We start from the raw sequence: 19,484 nt of genomic DNA on the forward strand, positions 1-19,484 counted from the left end.
GAAGACGAATACTGTAAATCCTAACATTTTGGCCATCACATCGATGGCCATCATTGTTTCTATAAGGTGGTAGTATCAACGCATCAAAAGCAAATAAGAAAATAAGCCCACAAAACCAACCATCAAAACCAACCATCAAAACCAACCATCAAAACCAACCATCAAAACCAACCATCAAAACCAACCATCAAAACCAACCATCAAAACCGCCAGTAAAAAATCATAAACATGAAATGATTTCAACCTTGAAAAATATTTAACCAAAGAGCTTGCAGTAAATTTTAATTTACATAAGATGGATGTCAGTGACTCATCTGGGTTGCTGAATGAACAAGTCATTGAGTTTAGCTACTGTTAAATTCAATCGTCGAGTTTGAATTACCGTTCAAACTTATTTTTAAAGCGATTACCGTCGTTGTATAACAAGATACTGTTTACCATACGGTAACTTAAAAAGGACTCATTTCATGGAAAAGCTTTCTGGCGCGAGTATGATCGTGCGCTCTCTAATCGATGAAGGCGTAAGCCACATCTTCGGTTATCCCGGTGGTTCAGTTTTAGACATTTATGATTCTCTTCATAAAATTCCCGGCATGGAACACATTCTTGTGCGTCATGAGCAAGCGGCTGTGCACATGGCTGACGGTTACGCTCGTGCTACAGGTAAAGTCGGGGTCGTACTTGTCACCTCTGGCCCAGGCGCAACTAACGCCATTACTGGCATTGCCACCGCTTACATGGATTCTATCCCACTGGTTGTGTTATCAGGCCAGGTACCGAGTAACCTTATTGGTAATGATGCATTCCAAGAATGCGACATGATTGGTATTTCACGCCCTGTTGTTAAACACAGTTTTTTAGTCAAAGATGCCAAAGATATTCCTGAAATTGTCAAAAAAGCTTTTTTCATTGCATCGACAGGCCGCCCAGGCCCGGTTGTTATCGATATCCCTAAAGACTGTTTAAGCCCAGATATACTTCACGATTACATTTATCCAGACAGCGTTAAAATGCGCTCTTATAACCCGACAACGACAGGCCATAAAGGCCAAATCCGCCGAGGATTACAAGCCTTATTAGCCGCTAAAAAACCTGTGTTATATGTGGGCGGCGGCGCGGTGATATCGGGTTGTGATGCACAAATACTTAAACTAGCAGAGCGCTTGAACATTCCTGTCATCAGTACCTTAATGGGCTTAGGTGCATTCCCTGGTACTCATAAGCAAAGTTTAGGCATGCTTGGTATGCACGGGCTTTATGAAGCCAACATGGCGATGCATAACACCGATTTAATTTTTGGTATTGGTGTCCGTTTTGACGACAGAACCACCAACAATGTTGATAAATACTGTCCAAATGCCACTATTTTACACATCGATATAGATCCCTCTTCAATCTCTAAAACGGTACGCGTTGATATTCCGATTGTGGGCTCAGCTGATAATATCCTAGACAGTATGCTAGAGCTGTTAGATGAATCGAGTGAAACCAACGATGCTGATGCACTTGCCATATGGTGGCGCGAAATTGACATTTGGCGCTCACGTAAAAGCTTAGAGTTTGACCGCACAAGTGACCGCATTAAACCGCAACAAGTGATTGAAACACTCTATAAATTAACCAATGGTGATGCCTATGTTGCATCCGATGTCGGTCAACACCAAATGTTTGCCGCCTTATATTACCCATTTGATAAGCCACGTCGTTGGATTAACTCAGGCGGTTTAGGCACCATGGGCTTTGGTTTACCTGCGGCTATGGGCGTTAAGATGGCATTTCCTGATGAAACCGTAGTGTGCGTCACCGGTGACGGTTCGATCCAGATGAACATTCAAGAGCTATCAACTGCATTGCAATATGATACTCCAGTTAAAATCATTAACTTAAACAACCGTTTCCTAGGCATGGTTAAGCAATGGCAAGACATGATTTACTCAGGTCGTCATTCACAATCCTATATGGACTCTGTGCCTAACTTTGCCAAAATTGCTGAAGCGTATGGCCATGTCGGCATGAACATCAATCACCCTGATGAGCTTGAATCAAAACTAGCTGAAGCCTTAGCAATGAAAGACAAGTTAGTGTTTGTCGATATTAGCGTAGACGAAACTGAACACGTTTACCCTATGCTCATCCGCGGCGGCGCGATGAACGAAATGTGGTTAAGCAAAACGGAGAAAAGCTAATGCGTCGTATTATTTCTGTATTACTTGAAAACCAACCAGGCGCATTGTCACGCGTTGTAGGGCTTTTTTCTCAGCGCGGTTATAACATCGAAAGCTTAACCGTAGCGCCAACGGAAGACACAACGCTATCACGCCTCAATATTACCGTGATTGCCGATGAAACCGTGTTAGAACAAATTGAAAAGCAATTGCATAAGCTTATCGATATTCTAAAAGTGGCTAACATCACCGAAGCGGCGCACATTGAGCGTGAAATTGCATTAGTCAAAGTGAAAGCACAGGGTGAGCAACGCGAAGAAGTAAAACGTACTGCGGATATTTTCCGGGGTCAAATTGTCGATGTCACGCCCAACTTGTACACCATACAAATGGTGGGAACCAGCGACAAAATCGATGCGTTTATACACGCTTTAGGTGACACTACAAAAGTGATTGAAATATCGCGCTCTGGTGTTGTCGGCTTAGCACGCGGCGAAAAGTGCATGCGGGCTTAACTTAATTAGTGCCGATACATTTTAAATGATAAAAAACCGCCTTTATGGCGGTTTTTGTTAACACGGCAATAAGTACATATTAAACGGCCTAAACTAAGACTTTTCGGCCGATATCCCTTCAATATTATGAACTACACCAATGGCGTAGCTTCAACGATATAGCGATATTCAGCATTGCCTGCCAACTGATCAAATGGATAACAGGTGATTAAGGTTAGCTTGCTGCTTTCTGTTTGCTCCAGTACTTCCGTTGCGGTTTCATGTACCACTTGCGTGGCGGTAATTTGGTACACCAGTAATTGCCCTGTTGCGCTGTAAAGCTCAATCATGTCACCGACATTAACATATTGTAAGCGCATAAAATGGCTGTCGCGGTGTCCGGCAATAATCATATTGCCCTGCTCGCCAACACCAGCTCCGGCCAACATCAAGCTTGGCCCAAAGGCGAGGTTTCGGCCTGAAGCCCCAGCAAGCACATATAAATCCTGGCCAAGTGGTTGCACTCCTTGTGCATTGTGTTGCAGTAAGCGCATTTTGGCGACTGGGTGCGTGTCGGCCCATGACCATGGCTTATGGGGCTGATTATCCACCAGCGTTTGTTCAAATGCGCGCTCAATTAAAAACTGGGCAAAATGGGCTTTAGCTTGCATATATCCTCCTTGAACAATGAGCCCAAGGCCCACTAGTATTATCAGCGCCATAACCCAAAAATGTGTTTTGGCGTGCAGAGATGGCTTCATTATTTATCTCCTTAAACATTGGCTTCTATTACCAATACCTGGCCAGGTAAGCGCTGTCTAAGCCACAAAAAGTGCAAGATACCTAAGCCCAATAAGCTAAATCCAATCAATAACCATAAGCGGCTCGATGTCGAGGTTTGCGGTAAAATTTGTGCCTGATTACCCACTTGTAACCCGTGAGGCAAATGCGATTGCACATTGGCATTAATAGTCGTGTCACTCATTGGGTTTACGGGGGTCACATCGACGGCAACTAAGCTGGTTTGGCTGGTCACTAAATGGTATTGCATGCCTAAGGCTTCGACTTGCTTATTCACTCGTGGGCCGCTGGCGGCATTTTTATGTAACTCCAATGCGGTAATTTGTGCATTCGCCCATAAAAGATCTATACCTCTTGCTGGTTTATTATCAGTAAAATCAAGTTGTTGCTGCCAGTATTGACCATTAATATTGCCCGATACAATAATCGGCTGCAGTAACTGGCTTGGTGATTTAATACTGACCCACAACGGCTCGTTTTGATATAAATCGCTAATGGTCGATGGCCAGTAATCCGGTACGCTACCGTCGAGGTAATACAAACCAATATTGGTTAAAACCGGTTGTTCGATTTTAGTCAGTAGTTGCTCAATTTTTTGTTTCACTTCGGTTTCTTTACCAATGTAGGTAAAGGTGCCTCGGCCCATGCTGGCTGCTCGGCGCATAAAGTCTGAATTGGGCGCCGAACCGATGCCAACGGTAAAAAAGCGACTGTCACCCAGTTGATCGCTAATTAATTGATACAACTGCTGCTCATTACTGACCGCACCGTCGGTCATAAATATCACTTGGCGCAATAAAGATTCGCCGCGCGCATTAACCGATTCGGTTTGCAAAGTGTCGACTAATGCAGCTTGGATAGCTGGCGCCATTTCTGTGCCACCATCGGCCTCGAGCGTCGAGATAAAACGATTTGCCAAGCCCAAATTATGGCTATTGGCCGTTAATGGCACTGGGGACAATAAACTGATGTCTTGATTAAACTCGATAATATTAAAGGTATCGATATCGCGCAGCCCAGCAATCGCAAATTGCAGCGCTTGTTTGGCTTGAACAATGGATTGGCCAGACATAGACCCCGATGTATCAATCACTAAAATCAATTCGCGGCCGATTAAATGTTGCTCGCTCACTTCAACGCTTGGCGGCATTAACATCACTAATGAATACACGCTTTGATCACCCGCGGTGGTGGTTATATTGTCGTCTGGATTAACCGCTGCGCTATGTGTTTTACCGGTTTGATAAAAGGTTGCCGCTTGCGGTAGCCCGCCAACATCAGCTTGCCACTGCAACACAAAATCACGATCGGCAATTTGCTTACCTTCAAAACTCACCGTATAACGTTGGCCACTCACACTTTGCTTAATAGGGTGATACAGACTGTTAATAGTATTTAGCGTAAAACCTGCATCAATGGTAATTTGCATATTGACATTAATGCCCTGGGTGTTGCTGGTTTCAGCGACCGTATTTGGCAACACGGTTGGGTCAATATAGGCTATCGCTAATGCCTGTTTGTCTTTGTTGCTGGTATTGTCTGGGTGATAACGTGGCGTAATGGCCATTGGAAAGCGCAAACTAAACAGGCCGTCGTTAAAGTCCAATGTTTGTTGGTAACTGAGCTCCACCACTAATTGATCGTGCGGGCCTAAGTTTGCCACTTCTGAGGTGAAAATATTGCGGCGCTGTTGTTGCAATAAACTCGCTTGTTTGCCTTGTTTTTTGGCCGTTTCAAAGGTTTTTATCGCTTGTTTTTTTGGTTGAACTTGCCCCGCTATGATTTTATCGCCAATACGCAGTTGCATGCTATCTACGGCAGCATTTTCAGGTAATGGGAACACATATCGGCCATTAAGCCATTGGTCTGAATCGTTAATAAATACTTGCTTAACCGTCACGCGATTCAGTAAACCAGACACATCCATACTCACTTGCGTGTCCATCGCCAAAGCTTGTATCACTTTATCTTTAGCAAAATAAACCAAGGTACCTTGAGTAATATCCTCATCGGTTGCACCTGACGGTGAGGCTTGCACTGTGGCAGTAAAAATAACCAACAACACACTAATAAACCACTTTTGATAACCCAATGGGTTCGATAAACACGACATACGAGATAACCAGCACATAGCAGCTCCTTGCTCTATTACGCATGCTCTCTAAGCATTGGCGTAACAGAGTCGGTATTAAAATAAAATGAATAACAATCGATTAGTTTGCGGCTAGCTCGGCACCTGGAGACATTAACGTCAGGGTGACTCTGCGATCGAAAAAGTCATTTTCGTGGTTTTGCTCAGTATGTAATGGTGACGTTGCACCATAAGCTCTGCCTTGTAGACGTTGGCTGTCGATACCCTGCACGACTAAGTATTGGGTCACTTCTGCTAAACGTTGCTCAGACAACGCCTGGTTATATTGGTCTGCGCCTCGGCGGTCAGCATAGCCGGTTAAATCAATGGTCAGCTCAGGTGATAAGGTCATCATATAAGCCACATTATCTAACTGCTGTTTAAACAAAGGCTCTATTTGGCTCGAACCCGTTTTAAATTGCACATTCATGCCGATGGTCAATTCATTAAGCGTTTGTTGTTGATTGGCATTGAGCTCTGCGAGGTTCGTTTGTAACTGATAATACTTTTCAGACACTTGCACTAACTCTTGCTGCTGCAAATCCATTGCAATAAGTTGCTGCTGTGTTTCAACCAATTCATGTTCTTGTTTTACCAGTTGTTGTTTTTTATCGGCAATCTCTGCTTCATCACCCACCGTTTTACCAATCATGGTGCCAGTGAACGCTCCAATGATTGCGCCAACAGGGCCCGCGATGACCGCACCTAATAATATGCCTGAGCTTAACCCGACTAATTCTTCTGTGTGCTCGCGCTCTTCTTGAGGCTCAGCCACAACAGCCCATGAAGTGTGAGGTAATAAAAGTGCGCTGATAATAGTGGCGGCGATAAGTTGCTTTTTCATAATGAGTCCCTTTTAGCAATGATGTGTAAAGTGAAAGTCATTGAGTTAACGTGCAACCTCATAACTTTATGCCGTTATTAAACAATATATAAATGGCTTTATTGGGGAGCAAAAGTGGCAATGTGGCGATCAAATGTGGCAACAATATGGCAATTGGCATTAGCGGCTTTTTTGGTTAATAAAATCCTGTATAGTCAGCACTATATCTATTTATGTCCCTATTGATTGAAGTCACGCCATGAAACGAATTGCCATTGTTGAAGATGAAGCGGCTATCCGCGAAAATTACAAAGATGTGCTGCAACAACAAGGTTACAGCGTCCAAGCTTATGCCAATCGTCCATCTGCGATGCTGGCGTTTAATGCGCGCCTGCCCGATTTAGCCATTATTGATATTGGTCTTGAACATGAAATAGATGGTGGTTTTACTCTGTGCCAGGCACTGCGAGCCATGTCGAGCAGTTTGCCGATTATTTTTTTAACCGCGCGAGACAGTGATTTTGACACCGTTTGCGGCTTGCGTTTAGGCGCCGATGATTACTTAACTAAAGATGTCAGCTTTCCACATTTACTCGCCCGAATAGCCGCGCTGTTTCGCCGTTCTGAGCTGATTGGCTCAAGCCCAATAGAAGACAACTTACTCGAGCGAGGCCATTTAACCATTGATGGCAACCGCATTCAGGTGTACTGGAAAACCCAACCCATTGAACTTACCGTTACCGAGTTTTGGATGGTACATGCTATGGCCAAACACCCGGGGCATGTGCGTAGCCGCCAAGACTTAATGCAAGAAGCCAAGATTTATGTCGACGACAGTACAATTACCTCACACGTAAAACGTATCCGTAAAAAGTTTATCGCTATCGACACTGAATTTGATTGTATCGACACGGTTTACGGCATGGGTTATCGCTGGGACAATATTTAATTGATGTACTTACCTCTAGGGCTACGAGCCAAAGTCGTTATCTTGTCACTCTTTTTACTCTGCCTCCCCTGGCTTGGGTACGAGTACGTATGGGAGATGGAAAAATACCTACGTCATGGTCAGGAAAAAACCCTTGAAGGCACAACACAAGCACTCGCAACCGCATTACACGAGCGCCCTAAACTGTTTGACAACCAGGCCAGCTTTTTAAATCAGGTTGAAAAAGGCCGCGACTTATATGCCTATCCCATTGCCGGCCCCATTCAGCTAGACGGTAAATTAAGCGACTGGGACTTATACCAACATCGCACATTAAATTACGCCGATAACCACCTGATCTATCAGCGTAATGAAGCCGAACCTATCAATATCAGCTTTACCCACATGGTGGGGAAATACGGCGGTTATTTGTATGGCTTTTTCCAGGTTAGAGACCCTGAAGTGGTGTTTCGTAGCCGTAAAAGTTTACGGGTCGACAGAAACGATCATTTAGTGATGGCCACGCAATCACCAGACGGCCAATTTAGACGCTACATTATTGCTAATACCAAAAGCGGTTGGCTCAGTGCATTTGAACTGCCCGCCGATCCGACGCAATCAACCCCGGTAGAGCCAGAGTCGCGGATTCAAGGGCAATGGTTGCAAACAGACCAGGGATATAACATCGAATTCAGATTACCCCTCACCATGGTGGGCAGTAAACTCGGCTTTGCTATTCATAACGTGAACGATGCCAATACTCGTCAGTTAGTCAATGTTATTGGCACCTCAGCAACCGACTCAGTCGCCAGTTTAGGCACGGTACTCGTGCCCTCGCCTGAAATAGAAAGCATCATTAAAGGCATGAGCCACAATAGCTCGCGTATTTGGGTGGTCGATAATCATGGCCGCGTATTAGCAAAATCGGGCGACATTCGCACCTCATCTAACACCTGGGCAGACGATTTAGACGTGAGCCAGTCCAGCTCATTTTGGCAAGGTATTAAGCAAAACTATATATTGCCCTTGTACTACAAAATACTCACCCGACCACCACAAGATTTTATCGACTCACTGCAAGACTCAACCGAGCTTACGGGCAGTCACATTGAAAAAGCCTTAAGCGGTAAACAAGGTTCAACCTGGCGCTTAACCCCCGACAATAAAGCGGTAGTGTTAGCGGCAGCTAGCCCGATTTGGATTGACGATAAAGTGATGGGGGTAGTGATAGCCGAAGAAACCACTCATGGCATTCGCAGCCTGCGTAACCGTGCCCTTGAAAAACTGTTCAACGTTATTTTAACCATTATGAGCATGGGTACGCTGGCCTTGTTTATCTTTGCCTCGAGCATTTCGAGTCGCATACGCAGTTTGCGCGACCAAGCTGAACTGGCAATCGACAGTCAAGGCCGCGTACGCCAGCAAATTGAGGCTTCTAAAAACCGTGACGAAATTGGCGATTTATCACGTAGCTTTTCGAGTATTGTCAGTCGTTTAGGTCAATACACCCATTACCTTGAAAACATGTCGTCGCGCTTGTCGCACGAGCTGCGTACGCCAGTCGCAGTGGTGCGCAGTTCGCTTGAGCATTTAGGTTTACAACAACTTGATGACCAATCGCAAAAGTACGTTAATCGCGCCCAGGAAGGGGTGAATCGCCTGCACTTAATCTTAAATAATTTAAGTGAAGCCACCCGATTAGAAGCCAGTTTAACTCAAGCAGAAAGCTGCCGATTCTCGCTTAAAAAAGTCATTAGTGGCTGCATGCAAGGTTATCAACTCACTTATCCTGAGCAATTGTTTACGGTCCACATAGAAGACAAAACCATGCAATGCCAGGGGGTACCTGAATACATTGCCCAATTAATGGATAAGCTGATTAATAATGCGATTGAGTTCAATGACACAGGCACCGCCATCACGGTTAGCCTGACGCAATACCATAAGCAAGCCATCTTAAAAGTCACTAATATCGGACCCTTGTTACCCAAAGACATGAACAGCCAAATTTTTGAATCCATGGTGTCTATTCGGCCGCAAGGCGTGAATGGCAAGCCACATTTGGGTCTGGGTTTGTACATTGCGAGGTTAGTGAGCGATTTTCATCATGGCACGATTAAAGCCACTAATATTAGCGAAAATGACCTTAATGGCGTTGAAATCTGTTTAACCTTACCGTTAAGTGATGAAAAATAGTCAAGCTTGCTCATTTGGCAGTTTTATTTAAATGACTTGGTGCTAGGATGGTACAAAGATGACATCACTTATTGCAGCGCATTTCATCATATTGTTAGTAAGCAATTAATATTGCAAAGATTAACTTTATGAACACTGCCCCAACTGGAAAAATTAACATGAGCAAAGATGATAAATTAGCCACACAAATCGTCAGTGTCGGTCGCGAGAAAAAATTCACCAAAGGCATTATTAACCCGCCAGTATTTAGAGCCTCAACCGTGGTCTTTGACACTATGGATGAGATGCGTTTTGCGATAAAAAATAAAACCAATGGTGAAATGTTTTATGGTCGCCGCGGCACGCCAACCCATTTCTCATTTCAACAAGCCATTAGCGAGCTCGAAGGTGGCGTAGGCACTGCATTATACCCATCAGGGGCTGGCGCAATCAGTAGCGCATTATTGTCATTCTTAAAAAGTGGCGACCATTTACTCATGGTCGACACCGCCTATGAACCCACACGTGATTTATGCAATAAAATGCTCGCTGGTTTTGGTATCGAAACCACTTATTATGACCCAATGATCGGTGAAGGCATTCGAGAACTTATTCGCCCTAATACCAAGGTGCTGTTTTTAGAATCACCAGGTTCTATCACCATGGAAGTGCAAGATGTGCCAACATTAAGCCGCATCGCTCACGAACACGACATGATTGTCATGCTCGACAACACCTGGGCATCACCGATTAACTCGCGCCCATTTGATATGGGGGTTGATGTGTCGATTCAAGCTGCCACCAAGTATATTGTCGGCCATTCTGATGTGATGATGGGCACCGCGACCGCTAATGAAAAATGCTGGGATCAACTGCGCGAAAACAGTTATTTAATGGGACAAACCACCTCACCAGACGACGTGTATTTAGCTGCCCGCGGCTTGCGTACCTTAGGGGTGCGTATGGCGCAACATAATAAAAATGCCCTCAAAGTGGCTAACTGGTTAGCCAGTCGACCAGAAGTCGACCATGTGCGTCATCCAGCCTTTAAAACCTGCCCAGGCCATGAGTTCTTTAAACGCGACTTTAGTAGTGGCAACGGGTTGTTTTCATTTGTATTAAAGCAAGGTGATTTAGCCTCTGTTACCGCATTTGTTGAAAACATGGCCCACTTTAAAATGGGTTTCTCATGGGGCGGTTTTGAAAGCTTGATTTTAGGCGTATTTGGTATTAACAATATCCGCACGGCCACCCAATGGGATAGCAGTAAACCGCTGATTAGATTGCACATCGGCTTAGAAGATACCGATGACTTAATTGCCGATCTTGACGCGGCTTTTGAACGCTACAATGCCGTGTTAAACAAGTAAGCTTTTCATTTAAAAGGACACAAATGAACTTCATCAGATTAGTGATACTCAGTTTATGCGTAGGCATAGCTTATTTCGCGTTAAGTATCACAGTGATAGGACAATCCGCTGCGGGTAATGTTTTTTGGTGGTTTAACGTAAGCGGCTACCCCACCATTACTCATTTAGCTCAAAACTTTATCGGGATAGGTTTGGTGGCGTTTGTCCCAGCCTTCATAATTAAAAGCTATGAGCCAGGTAGACAATGGTTAGCGGTGACACTTGTTGTATTAGCGACCATATTATTACACGGTAACATGCATTATATGCCGTGGGACCCTATGGGTATTGTCAGGTTTATTTTTAGCACTTTATTGTCCGGCGATATCGGCGCTACAGCAATGTTTTTCTATATCACCCTATTACCAGTATTGTGGCTATGGATATTAAAACGTGCGGCAAGGGTATAACACCTAGCTCATCATTAAAAAGGCAATCTATTTAACCTGAGCTCGGGATAATAAACGCCTTTCAAACAGTCCTTTGCCCTGCTAACTGCGTTGAATCGACTTGCAATAGGCTAGCTATTGACGCGTCAATTCGCCTTGTTAGCAGAACAAATGACAAGCTTGAAAGTGACAAGGGGTAACATGTTGATTTTAAATGGCATAAGTTCATCCCTTATCCCGAGCTCAGGTTATTTTCCTTTTTTATTATGCGTTTACTTTTTTATTATGCGCTTACTTTGCGGTTAATGGCTTTTGCCAGGCTGCAGTGCCGTATAGCGGCACGGTAGACAACGCATGTTTATGACTGCCGTTGGTCTCTTTGGTTGAGTATGATAAATACAATAACGTTTGATTTTCAGCATCAAAAATACGGCGCACTTTTAAGCTCTTAAATAAAATACTCAAAGACTCTTTAAATACCACCTCGCCATTTTTCGACATATCAATATCGGCTAATTCAGCATGACTTATCGGACCGGTTTGACGGCAACTGATGCTCATATCAGACGGGTCAGCTAAATCTAAATTGGCCTCAATACGACTAATATGACAAGTCACCCCAGGAATTTTAGGATCGTGTTTAGCATCAATAATCACATCTTTGGTGGTAAATAATCCTAAGCTCACTTTACCCACATCATCGCCACAGCCGCTAAGCAATACACTGCCCACTAATGTCGCTAATAACAGTGATGCCGTTTTAGGTGCATCCTTTGCAAACGTAAACCTTAATTGACTCAGCATAGTATTGACTCTATTTAGTTAAATGCATATTGGGCACAACGGGTTAACCCTGCAGTTACCGAACCAAAGTGATCACCTACCACCACTTTTGCAGACGGATAAACACTGGCAATTTTTTGGTAAATCGCAGGGCTACGCGCTGTACCACCCGTAACATAAACAATATCAGGACTGCTTGGCAAAGCGCAATCTTGTTGTTGAGCTTGAGCAATAGCCGTTTGCATAGCTTGCTTCATTAAGGCTTCTACTTTAGCAAGTGGATCGCTAATCGCTTGTTCAAACTGAGTGGCGCTTAAGCTCACAAACAGGTCTTTTTCAATAAAATCTAATGTGCACAGAGTTGTGTCACTGTCAGATAAACTGATTTTTGCTGCTTCAGCCTGGCGTACAACCTGGTAGCTCATTTGATTTTTTTGTACCGTTTGTAAGCGTTTTAGAAGTTGTGGTTGTTCAGCCTCTTTGATCATTGACTCAACCAATTTACGCGATGCTAAACTGACAAACTCGCGCTGAGCACTAATATCGTTCACCGACACCGCATTCCAAAATGGCGCTCTTGGCATAGGTTTGCCATTGGTCATTACGGTATCAGCACCAAAACTCGGCATTAGGCCTGTCATGGCCAGCGCGATATCTAAATCATTACCGCCAATACGTTGGCCAGAGTGGCCTAAACAATCTTGAGTACGATCGGTATTGTTGCTGTGTGAAGGCCCCATCGTTACCACTGAGCAATCCGTTGTACCACCGCCCACATCGACAACCAATACGGTGTTATCGCTGTCTAACGTTGACTCAAAATCCATCCCTGCGGCTAACGGCTCAAACAAGAATGTCACTTCAGTAAACCCTGCACGAGATGCCGCAAGGCGTAAAATGGTTTCGGCTTGTTGGTTACTGTCTTCACCGCCTATGCCTTGAAAGTTCACCGGCCGGCCAATAACCGCGTGCGTTGCCACTGACAATGATTTTTGTTGTAGGGCTTTATCCGCTAGCGTTTTCACGTGTTGCATCATTAACGTGACAATGTCTTCAAACAAGCCTATCTGATCTGGACGCAGGCCATTAGCGCCTAAAAATGATTTTGGCGAACGGACATAAAATCCTTCTTCGGGCATTTCAAGGTATGCATCAATGGCGGCTTGACCGACAAATACGGCCTGTTCATTGGGCATTAAGTCCAATTCATGACGCATTTGCTTGGCACGCATTAATTGTGAGCTGCGAAGGTGAGAATATTCAGCTTTTAAGCTTTCTGGTAATCCTTGGTATACCGCTTCTGCAATCAGCTCACGGTCCATGGCATATAAGGTTGAAGGCATAAAATCCGAGTGTGTTGATAAAGGCAGTAAGGTTACCGCATCATCAATCATTACCCCTATTGCACAGTTGGCACTGCCATAATCAAATCCAACAAACATTGGCTTACCTTCAGTCGTCTAATCGAAAAAAGCGCTCAAAATAACACACTTATGGCGCTTGCTAAACCATTTATACGGGTTAAATGTCTGCTTTGCTCAATTACTCTAAATAAATTTTAAATATGAAGCACTTACTCTACTGCGTTACATTTGCTATCTCTGGAAGTTAGCATTCTATGAGCACACGATAACAACAAAAAAGCCCAATCGTTACCAATTGGGCTTTTTTAAACAAGGCCTAATAGGCGTTATTTTTTATTCACTTTCTCTTGCGCTTTACGCTGCGCTTCTTTTTGTTGACGACGAGCTTCAATCACTTGATTAACATCGCTACCAATGTGCGCTTCACCACGTTGCAACGCCAATTGCACCTGGCGTTCACGCTCAATAAAACGTTGACGCTGCTCAGCTGGAATTTTGTCAATACAATGTGGGCAACTCACACCTTGTACATAAGCTTCAGACAGTTTTTCTTCTTCGGTGATCGGCATACGACAAGCATTACATTGGTCATATTGGCCTTTCTCTAGGCTGTGATTAACCGCCACGCGATTATCAAACACAAAACACTCGCCTTCCCACAGGCTTTGCTCTTGTTCAACTTCTTCAAGATATTTTAAAATGCCGCCTTCAAGGTGATACACCTCATCAAAGCCCTGCTCTTTTAAGTATGCGGTTGATTTTTCACAGCGAATACCACCAGTACAGAACATCGCCACTTTTTTGTGTTTGGCAGGATCTAAATTCTGTTTAACGTACTCAGGAAACTCACGAAAGGTTTCTGTTACAGGGTTAACGGCATTTTTAAAGGTGCCAATTTTTACTTCGTAATCGTTACGCGTATCGACCAAAATGACATCAGGATCAGAAATCAGTGCATTCCAATCCTTAGGTTTAACATAAGTACCCACCACTTTACGTGGATCAATACCTTCAACACCCATAGTCACGATTTCTTTTTTAAGCTTCACTTTGGTGCGATAAAAAGGCATTTCAGTGTCAAACGACACTTTGGTCACAATATGATCTAACCCAGGTTGTGTATCTAACCAACCCAGTAAGTTATCGATACCTTGTTGTGTACTCGCCACAGTGCCGTTAATACCTTCCTGAGCCAATAACAAGGTCCCTTTCACTTCGTTTTGCTCCATTACAGACAATAAAGGCTGACGGATCGACTCAAAATGAGGCAAAGCGACAAATTTATAAAGGGCACACACAACGACTTGAGTGGGCGATGTTTGGGCTAAATGAGTGTCTTGCATACAATAATAACTCCGCTGGCTGGAACTTAACTTCCAGTGCATATAAGGCTAACGCACCGTGCGCTAACTCAAAAAAACGGCGGGAATTATACCCAAGTCACCATCAAAACACACTCAAAAATTCGATCTGCAAGTAAATTAGCCTTAAACTGTCGACCTCAGCGGGTGTCTTGGTTGTTTGGCACAAATATTTTCTCATTTTTAGAAAAGTGACTTTATGAATTCAGCTATTTTGTACACGTTTCGTCGATGCCCCTATGCCATGCGCGCCCGAATAGGTTTACATTTAAGCACGTTAAACCCCATCGTGCGTGAAATCGAACTCAAAAATAAACCGCAAGAGATGCTCGCGGTATCGGCAAAAGGCACAGTGCCAGTGTTAATCACCGCAGAGGCACAGATCATCGCTGAAAGCATTGAGATTATGCAGTACGCTCTAACACAGCATCCAGACCCACACTCACCCTGGTTAACGCCCGAGGCTTATCAAACATTACTTGATGAGTTACCAAAGCCACAAACACATGCGTTAATTAAAGCAAACGATCATGATTTTAAGCCCTGGTTAGATAAATATAAATATGCAGACAGGTTCCCTGAACACAGCCAAACCTGGTATCGCCAACAGGCAGAAATATTTTTGCAGTTATTAGAAGATAAATTAGCTCAACAAGCGTACTTATGTGCAGATAGCCCAACCATGGCGGATTTTGCTATTTTTCCATTTATTCGCCAGTTTGCGAATGTCGAACCCGGTTGGTTTAACGCTTTACCCTACCCCAATGTCTACCAATGGTTACAAAGTTTAGTGAACAGTTCACTCTTTTTGGCCGTAATGCATAAGTACGCATTGTGGTTACCTGAAAGAAGTATGATGCAGTTCAAACAATCACAACATCAACAAGTAAAAATCATACCTTTGTGTAAAAATGAAAATATTATGAATATTTAATGGTTTACTGACTATTATTCTGTTTAATTTTGCAGTAAATTAGCAATGTAAGAATGAATTGCAGAGTTGAAAGCGGATTTTCGAATTTTTTACTGCAAAATTTTAATTTAAGCTTACACTTAATTAACGTCATTGCTGCAATGCAAAGGAACATGACATGAATAATATGGATATTACATTAGTCTTTATGCTTATCGCTTTAATGATATTGCACATCCACTTTTGCTATCGAGCCTTTACCTCGAAAGCACATATCAAAAATGCCCAACGATTGTTGTGGTCCATGCTAAGCCTATTGATGGGCCCGCTAGGTTACTACGTTTATCAAAATATCTTACCCCTCGAATTTTACGATTAGATTTATTTTAGGGCATTGCTTTGGCGTTTAGCGAATAAACGAATAAACGTCTGATTGTTTCTTGTACCAATCCGAATTAATACATTACTGAACAAAGCTTGTTACCCACCTTCTTGTCGTCCTGGCAGTGCTTTTTAGCCGGGATCCAGATGTTTGTACTTTTGTACATATGGCATGCTGCCATCAAAGTCGTGCCGTTTTGCACAGACCAAAGAATGAATCTTTTTATTAATAAAGTTGGTTAACGCCCTTCTCGTCGTCCCGGCAATGCTTTTGAGCCGGGATCCAGGTGTTTGTATTTTTGTACAACTCTTTTTTGGATAAAAAGGGTTAGAAGTTACCATTTTATTAAAGTTTACCCTGACCCTGACGAATCCCCACAAAAGAATGAATAAAAATAATGAGATAGGTTAAAAACTGAGGAACATTCATGGCATTTGGTGATCAAATTTATCGCCAAACAAAAATTACCACGAGTAAATGCCATGAATGCAAAACAACTTTTATCAAAATGCCTCTCACTTGTCACCCCATTAATGCACAAAACACTCCGCTTTAGTTTGTTTACTGCCATTGAAAGCTCAATGAATGGTGGCTCGCTTTCTATCACCGGACTTGGTCGCAACATTACTAATAAAGCTAAAGAAAAACATAAGATTAAGCGCGTAGATAGGCTTTGTAATAATACTAATGTTCATCGTGAAATCGAGCTTGTATACACCCGTATGGCCTGCTTGCTAGTCGGAAAAATGAAGCAACCCATTATTCATATAGATTGGTCAGATCTTGATGACAGAAAGCAGCATTTTCTCATTCGAGCATCTTTGGCGGCTCAAGGACGCTCATTGACACTTTATGAAGAAATACATCCCCTAAACAAAAAAGAGAAACCTAAAACTCATCTACTCTTTCTGACCAAATTAAAGGCGATGCTACCTAACGATAGCAAGCCTGTCATCGTGACTGATGCTGGATTTCGAATGCCATGGTTTAAACAAATACTGTCACTTGATTGGGATTATGTCGGACGATTCAGAAACAGAACTCACTGTAAAAAGCATGTTGAGGATGATTGGTTTCCAGTTAAAAAATTGTATGTTCAAGCAAACTCAAATGCCAAAAATCTCGGCATATATTACTTAGGTGAGCAAACTGCCCCCCTGTGTCAGGATAGTTGTCGCCTCAGTTTTTCATAAAAATAAAACAGGGAGCGGTAAGTTTGTTATGAATGAAGCATTATCCAGAAGAGCATAAGCAAGCCGTCATTAGAAAGCTCCTTGAAAGTGGCTTATCATTAGGCCAATTCGCAAAGCTAGAAAGTATCAACTTATCTACTTTGTATTCATGGCGAGATAAGTATTTAAAAGTAGGTTCTAGTTTGGCAGAGAGTAATAATTTAGATGGTTGGTCACCAGAGCAAAAGTTCTCAATTGTTTTAGAAACGTCAGCATTAAGCGAAATTGAGTTAAGTGAGTATTGCCGTGAAAAAGGGCTTTACCCTGAACAAGTTAAAGAATGGAAGCAAAGCTGTATTGCAGGCAATCAAACACAAGCCCAGCAGCGTAAGCAATTAGCCCAAGAGCGAAAAGCCGACCGTAAGCGAATTAAAGAGCTAGAAAAAGAGTTAAAACGTAAGGATGCAGCCCTAGCAGAAACTGCGGCATTATTGGTGTTAAGAAAAAAGTTAAATGCCTACTGGGGGGAAGACGAGGACAGTTAACCTCACTCTCAGATAGGCTGCATTACACATCCTTGATTGATAATGCCGTTACCTCAGGCGCAAGAAAGGAGAAAGCCTGTGAAGAAATTGGTTTGTCTATACGGACGTTACAGCGTTGGCAGGAGCAAGGTGAAATCATCGGTGATAAAAGGCCTATAGCGGATAGACCCCAGCCCCAAAATAAGCTAACAGAGGAAGAACAGCAAGCCATATTAGCTATCAGCAATCAAGAAGAATACGCTAATTTAGGGCCAAGCCAGATAGTACCAATGCTGGCAGATAATGGGCAATATATCGCATCTGAATCAAGCTTTTATCGTGTGCTGAAGGCCAACAACCAACTCACTCATAGAGGAAAAGAAAAACCTAAAGGTAGCCGAGCTAAGCCTAAGGGGTACACAGCGACAGGACCAAACCAAGTGTGGACCTGGGATATCAGCTACTGTCCTTCAACAGTGATTGGACGGTTTTTCTACCTTTACATGATAATCGACATTTTCAGCCGTAAAATTGTGGGTTGGGAAGTTCATGATAGTGAATCAGGTGACTATGCTGCAAAGTTACTTGAGCGAACTCTCTGGGCTGAGAAATGCGTTAAACAAAACGTGGTATTGCACTCAGATAACGGCAGTCCGATGAAATGCTTAACGATGCAGTCCAAGATGCTTGAAATGGGAGTAATAGGCTCTCGTAGTCGTCCAGGTGTCAGCAATGATAATCCGTACTCGGAATCACTGTTTCGCACGGTCAAATACAGCCACCGCTGGCCAAGTGAAGGCTTTAAAAGCCTTGAAGATGCAAGAACTTGGGTGAAAGACTTCGCGAATTGGTACAACAATGAGCACAGACATAGTCGTATCAAATTCGTGACACCGGCACAACGTCATCATGGTGAAGATAAAGCGATATTGGCAAAACGCCGTGAGTTATACAAAAAATCGCAAAAAATTAACCCTAACCGCTGGTCAAATGGCACCAGAAACTGGGATGAAATCGGTGAGGTGGAGTTAAACCCAGAGAACAAAAAAGAAGCAGCTTAACAGCTTAGGCGACAACTACCTTGAAAAACGCCGCTGCTTTTAAATCTCGCTTAGTGATTTTTAAACGTAACGCTAAAGGGCGAAAAGACAACGTGGCAACAGGTGATAAAGCTAGACAGAGTAAACAGTCACGAACAAGTGCCGAGCGAGAAAAAGAGCCGTGGTTACTGGCAACATCGCTATGCAGTAGCAGAAATGCTGCTAAAAGAGTCGTTAAAATTTATGCGACGAGGATGCAAATAGAAGAGAGCTTTAGGGATGTCAAAACGGGTTTAAAAATGAATGATAGTGGCTCAAGGATTACGCATAAGCTCAGCGTATTGTTACTCATCGCCTGCTTATCTCAATTTATGCTATATCTGCTAGGATTGGCAGTTAAAGGGCTGATAAACATAGACAATACCAAGCGAATTCAATCAAGCACCGTAATGTTTTATCAAATCAATTTATAGGATTAAGGGCCTATAAAGATAAGTCTTTGAGGCTACTGAAGTCTCACTGGTTAGCTGGAATTAAGATGCTACAATCGTTAATCAAGGATCCACAAGCATGCTATTAAATTCGTGGGGATCCCTCAGACCCTGACCCCACTAAATTTGTAAATTCGAA

14 protein-coding genes and 2 pseudogenes are annotated in these 19,484 nt (G+C 43.2%); 10 read left to right on the top strand and 6 right to left on the bottom strand.

The window, feature by feature from the left end; all coding sequences use genetic code 11:
* Window positions 1-467 precede the first annotated feature (467 nt).
* On the top strand, window positions 468-2,186 hold the full coding sequence (locus tag ACROAE_RS04020) for an acetolactate synthase 3 large subunit (RefSeq protein WP_432399638.1): 1,719 nt from the start codon (window positions 468-470) through the stop codon (window positions 2,184-2,186).
* Entirely contained in the window at window positions 2,186-2,680 is a 495-nt protein-coding gene (gene ilvN, locus ACROAE_RS04025; RefSeq protein ID WP_432399640.1) for an acetolactate synthase small subunit, read from the top strand. The genes ACROAE_RS04020 and ilvN overlap by 1 nt, the downstream gene beginning before the upstream one ends.
* Before the next feature lie 131 nt (window positions 2,681-2,811).
* On the opposite strand, the gene ACROAE_RS04030 is transcribed toward ilvN, so the two are convergent.
* The 3 genes from ACROAE_RS04030 to pdsO all read right to left on the bottom strand — a co-directional run bounded on the left by ACROAE_RS04030 (window position 2,812) and on the right by pdsO (window position 6,435).
* Entirely contained in the window at window positions 2,812-3,420 is a 609-nt protein-coding gene (locus ACROAE_RS04030; RefSeq protein WP_432399642.1) for a class GN sortase, read from the bottom strand.
* An 11-nt stretch (window positions 3,421-3,431) separates the two neighbouring features.
* Window positions 3,432-5,591 carry a marine proteobacterial sortase target protein gene (locus ACROAE_RS04035; RefSeq protein ID WP_432399644.1) on the bottom strand — a complete coding sequence of 720 codons (2,160 nt, stop codon included), beginning with the start codon at window positions 5,589-5,591 and terminating at the stop codon, window positions 3,432-3,434.
* Window positions 5,592-5,673: 82 nt separating this feature from the next.
* On the bottom strand, window positions 5,674-6,435 hold the full coding sequence (gene pdsO, locus ACROAE_RS04040; protein WP_432399646.1) for a sortase-associated OmpA-like protein PdsO: 762 nt from the start codon (window positions 6,433-6,435) through the stop codon (window positions 5,674-5,676).
* A gap of 238 nt (window positions 6,436-6,673) precedes the next feature.
* On the opposite strand from pdsO, the gene pdsR reads away from it, so the two are divergent.
* The 4 genes from pdsR to ACROAE_RS04060 all read left to right on the top strand — a co-directional run bounded on the left by pdsR (window position 6,674) and on the right by ACROAE_RS04060 (window position 11,336).
* On the top strand, window positions 6,674-7,363 hold the full coding sequence (gene pdsR, locus ACROAE_RS04045) for a proteobacterial dedicated sortase system response regulator (RefSeq protein WP_432399648.1): 690 nt from the start codon (window positions 6,674-6,676) through the stop codon (window positions 7,361-7,363).
* Between the two features lie 3 nt (window positions 7,364-7,366).
* Entirely contained in the window at window positions 7,367-9,538 is a 2,172-nt protein-coding gene (gene pdsS, locus ACROAE_RS04050) for a proteobacterial dedicated sortase system histidine kinase (protein WP_432399837.1), read from the top strand.
* Window positions 9,539-9,696: 158 nt separating this feature from the next.
* Window positions 9,697-10,887, top strand: a complete 1,191-nt coding sequence (locus ACROAE_RS04055) for a cystathionine beta-lyase (protein WP_432399838.1) — start codon at window positions 9,697-9,699, stop codon at window positions 10,885-10,887.
* Between the two features lie 23 nt (window positions 10,888-10,910).
* Window positions 10,911-11,336 (top strand): hypothetical protein, encoded by a 426-nt coding sequence (locus ACROAE_RS04060; RefSeq protein WP_432399650.1) that lies wholly within the window; start codon window positions 10,911-10,913, stop codon window positions 11,334-11,336.
* A 270-nt stretch (window positions 11,337-11,606) separates the two neighbouring features.
* On the opposite strand, the gene ACROAE_RS04065 is transcribed toward ACROAE_RS04060, so the two are convergent.
* From ACROAE_RS04065 to ACROAE_RS04075, 3 genes are all read right to left on the bottom strand, one after another.
* A complete protein-coding gene (locus tag ACROAE_RS04065; RefSeq protein ID WP_432399652.1) occupies window positions 11,607-12,119 on the bottom strand; it encodes a CreA family protein in 513 nt (170 codons plus the stop codon).
* 14 nt (window positions 12,120-12,133) lie between these two features.
* Window positions 12,134-13,540, bottom strand: a complete 1,407-nt coding sequence (gene yegD / locus ACROAE_RS04070; protein WP_432399654.1) for a molecular chaperone — start codon at window positions 13,538-13,540, stop codon at window positions 12,134-12,136.
* A gap of 248 nt (window positions 13,541-13,788) precedes the next feature.
* The gene (locus ACROAE_RS04075) at window positions 13,789-14,805 is read right to left on the bottom strand and encodes a rhodanese-related sulfurtransferase (RefSeq protein ID WP_160052210.1); all 1,017 of its coding nucleotides are present in this window, start codon (window positions 14,803-14,805) and stop codon (window positions 13,789-13,791) included.
* Between the two features lie 217 nt (window positions 14,806-15,022).
* On the opposite strand from ACROAE_RS04075, the gene ACROAE_RS04080 reads away from it, so the two are divergent.
* From ACROAE_RS04080 to ACROAE_RS04095, 4 genes and pseudogenes are all read left to right on the top strand, one after another.
* Window positions 15,023-15,757, top strand: coding sequence for a glutathione S-transferase (locus tag ACROAE_RS04080; RefSeq protein ID WP_432399656.1), 735 nt, complete (start codon window positions 15,023-15,025; stop codon window positions 15,755-15,757).
* An 843-nt stretch (window positions 15,758-16,600) separates the two neighbouring features.
* Window positions 16,601-17,272: pseudogene (locus tag ACROAE_RS04085) on the top strand (IS4 family transposase); the annotation flags it as partial.
* A 71-nt stretch (window positions 17,273-17,343) separates the two neighbouring features.
* Window positions 17,344-18,875 (top strand): IS3 family transposase gene (locus ACROAE_RS04090; RefSeq protein WP_282111312.1). Its coding sequence is split into 2 segments (ribosomal slippage): window positions 17,344-17,806 and window positions 17,806-18,875, totalling 1,533 coding nucleotides; the frame shifts between segments, so codons are not numbered across the junction.
* Between the two features lie 32 nt (window positions 18,876-18,907).
* Window positions 18,908-19,434, top strand: a pseudogene (locus ACROAE_RS04095) (transposase); the annotation flags it as partial.
* Between the last annotated feature and the right edge of the window lie 50 nt (window positions 19,435-19,484).

The sequence above is a fragment of the Shewanella sp. MF05960 genome (genome assembly GCF_050849305.1).
GTDB lineage: Bacteria > Pseudomonadota > Gammaproteobacteria > Enterobacterales > Shewanellaceae > Shewanella.

Excerpts from the sequence above, each read along its gene's own strand:
- ACROAE_RS04020 (WP_432399638.1), top strand. The coding sequence starts at position 468 with ATGGAAAAGCTTTCTGGCGCGAGTATGATCGTGCGCTCTCTAATCGAT.
- ilvN (WP_432399640.1), top strand. The coding sequence starts at position 2,186 with ATGCGTCGTATTATTTCTGTATTACTTGAAAACCAACCAGGCGCATTG.
- ACROAE_RS04030 (WP_432399642.1), bottom strand. The coding sequence starts at position 3,420 with ATGAAGCCATCTCTGCACGCCAAAACACATTTTTGGGTTATGGCGCTG.
- ACROAE_RS04035 (WP_432399644.1), bottom strand. The coding sequence starts at position 5,591 with ATGTGCTGGTTATCTCGTATGTCGTGTTTATCGAACCCATTGGGTTAT.
- pdsO (WP_432399646.1), bottom strand. The coding sequence starts at position 6,435 with ATGAAAAAGCAACTTATCGCCGCCACTATTATCAGCGCACTTTTATTA.
- pdsR (WP_432399648.1), top strand. The coding sequence starts at position 6,674 with ATGAAACGAATTGCCATTGTTGAAGATGAAGCGGCTATCCGCGAAAAT.
- pdsS (WP_432399837.1), top strand. The coding sequence starts at position 7,367 with ATGTACTTACCTCTAGGGCTACGAGCCAAAGTCGTTATCTTGTCACTC.
- ACROAE_RS04055 (WP_432399838.1), top strand. The coding sequence starts at position 9,697 with ATGAGCAAAGATGATAAATTAGCCACACAAATCGTCAGTGTCGGTCGC.
- ACROAE_RS04060 (WP_432399650.1), top strand. The coding sequence starts at position 10,911 with ATGAACTTCATCAGATTAGTGATACTCAGTTTATGCGTAGGCATAGCT.
- ACROAE_RS04065 (WP_432399652.1), bottom strand. The coding sequence starts at position 12,119 with ATGCTGAGTCAATTAAGGTTTACGTTTGCAAAGGATGCACCTAAAACG.
- yegD (WP_432399654.1), bottom strand. The coding sequence starts at position 13,540 with ATGTTTGTTGGATTTGATTATGGCAGTGCCAACTGTGCAATAGGGGTA.
- ACROAE_RS04075 (WP_160052210.1), bottom strand. The coding sequence starts at position 14,805 with ATGCAAGACACTCATTTAGCCCAAACATCGCCCACTCAAGTCGTTGTG.
- ACROAE_RS04080 (WP_432399656.1), top strand. The coding sequence starts at position 15,023 with ATGAATTCAGCTATTTTGTACACGTTTCGTCGATGCCCCTATGCCATG.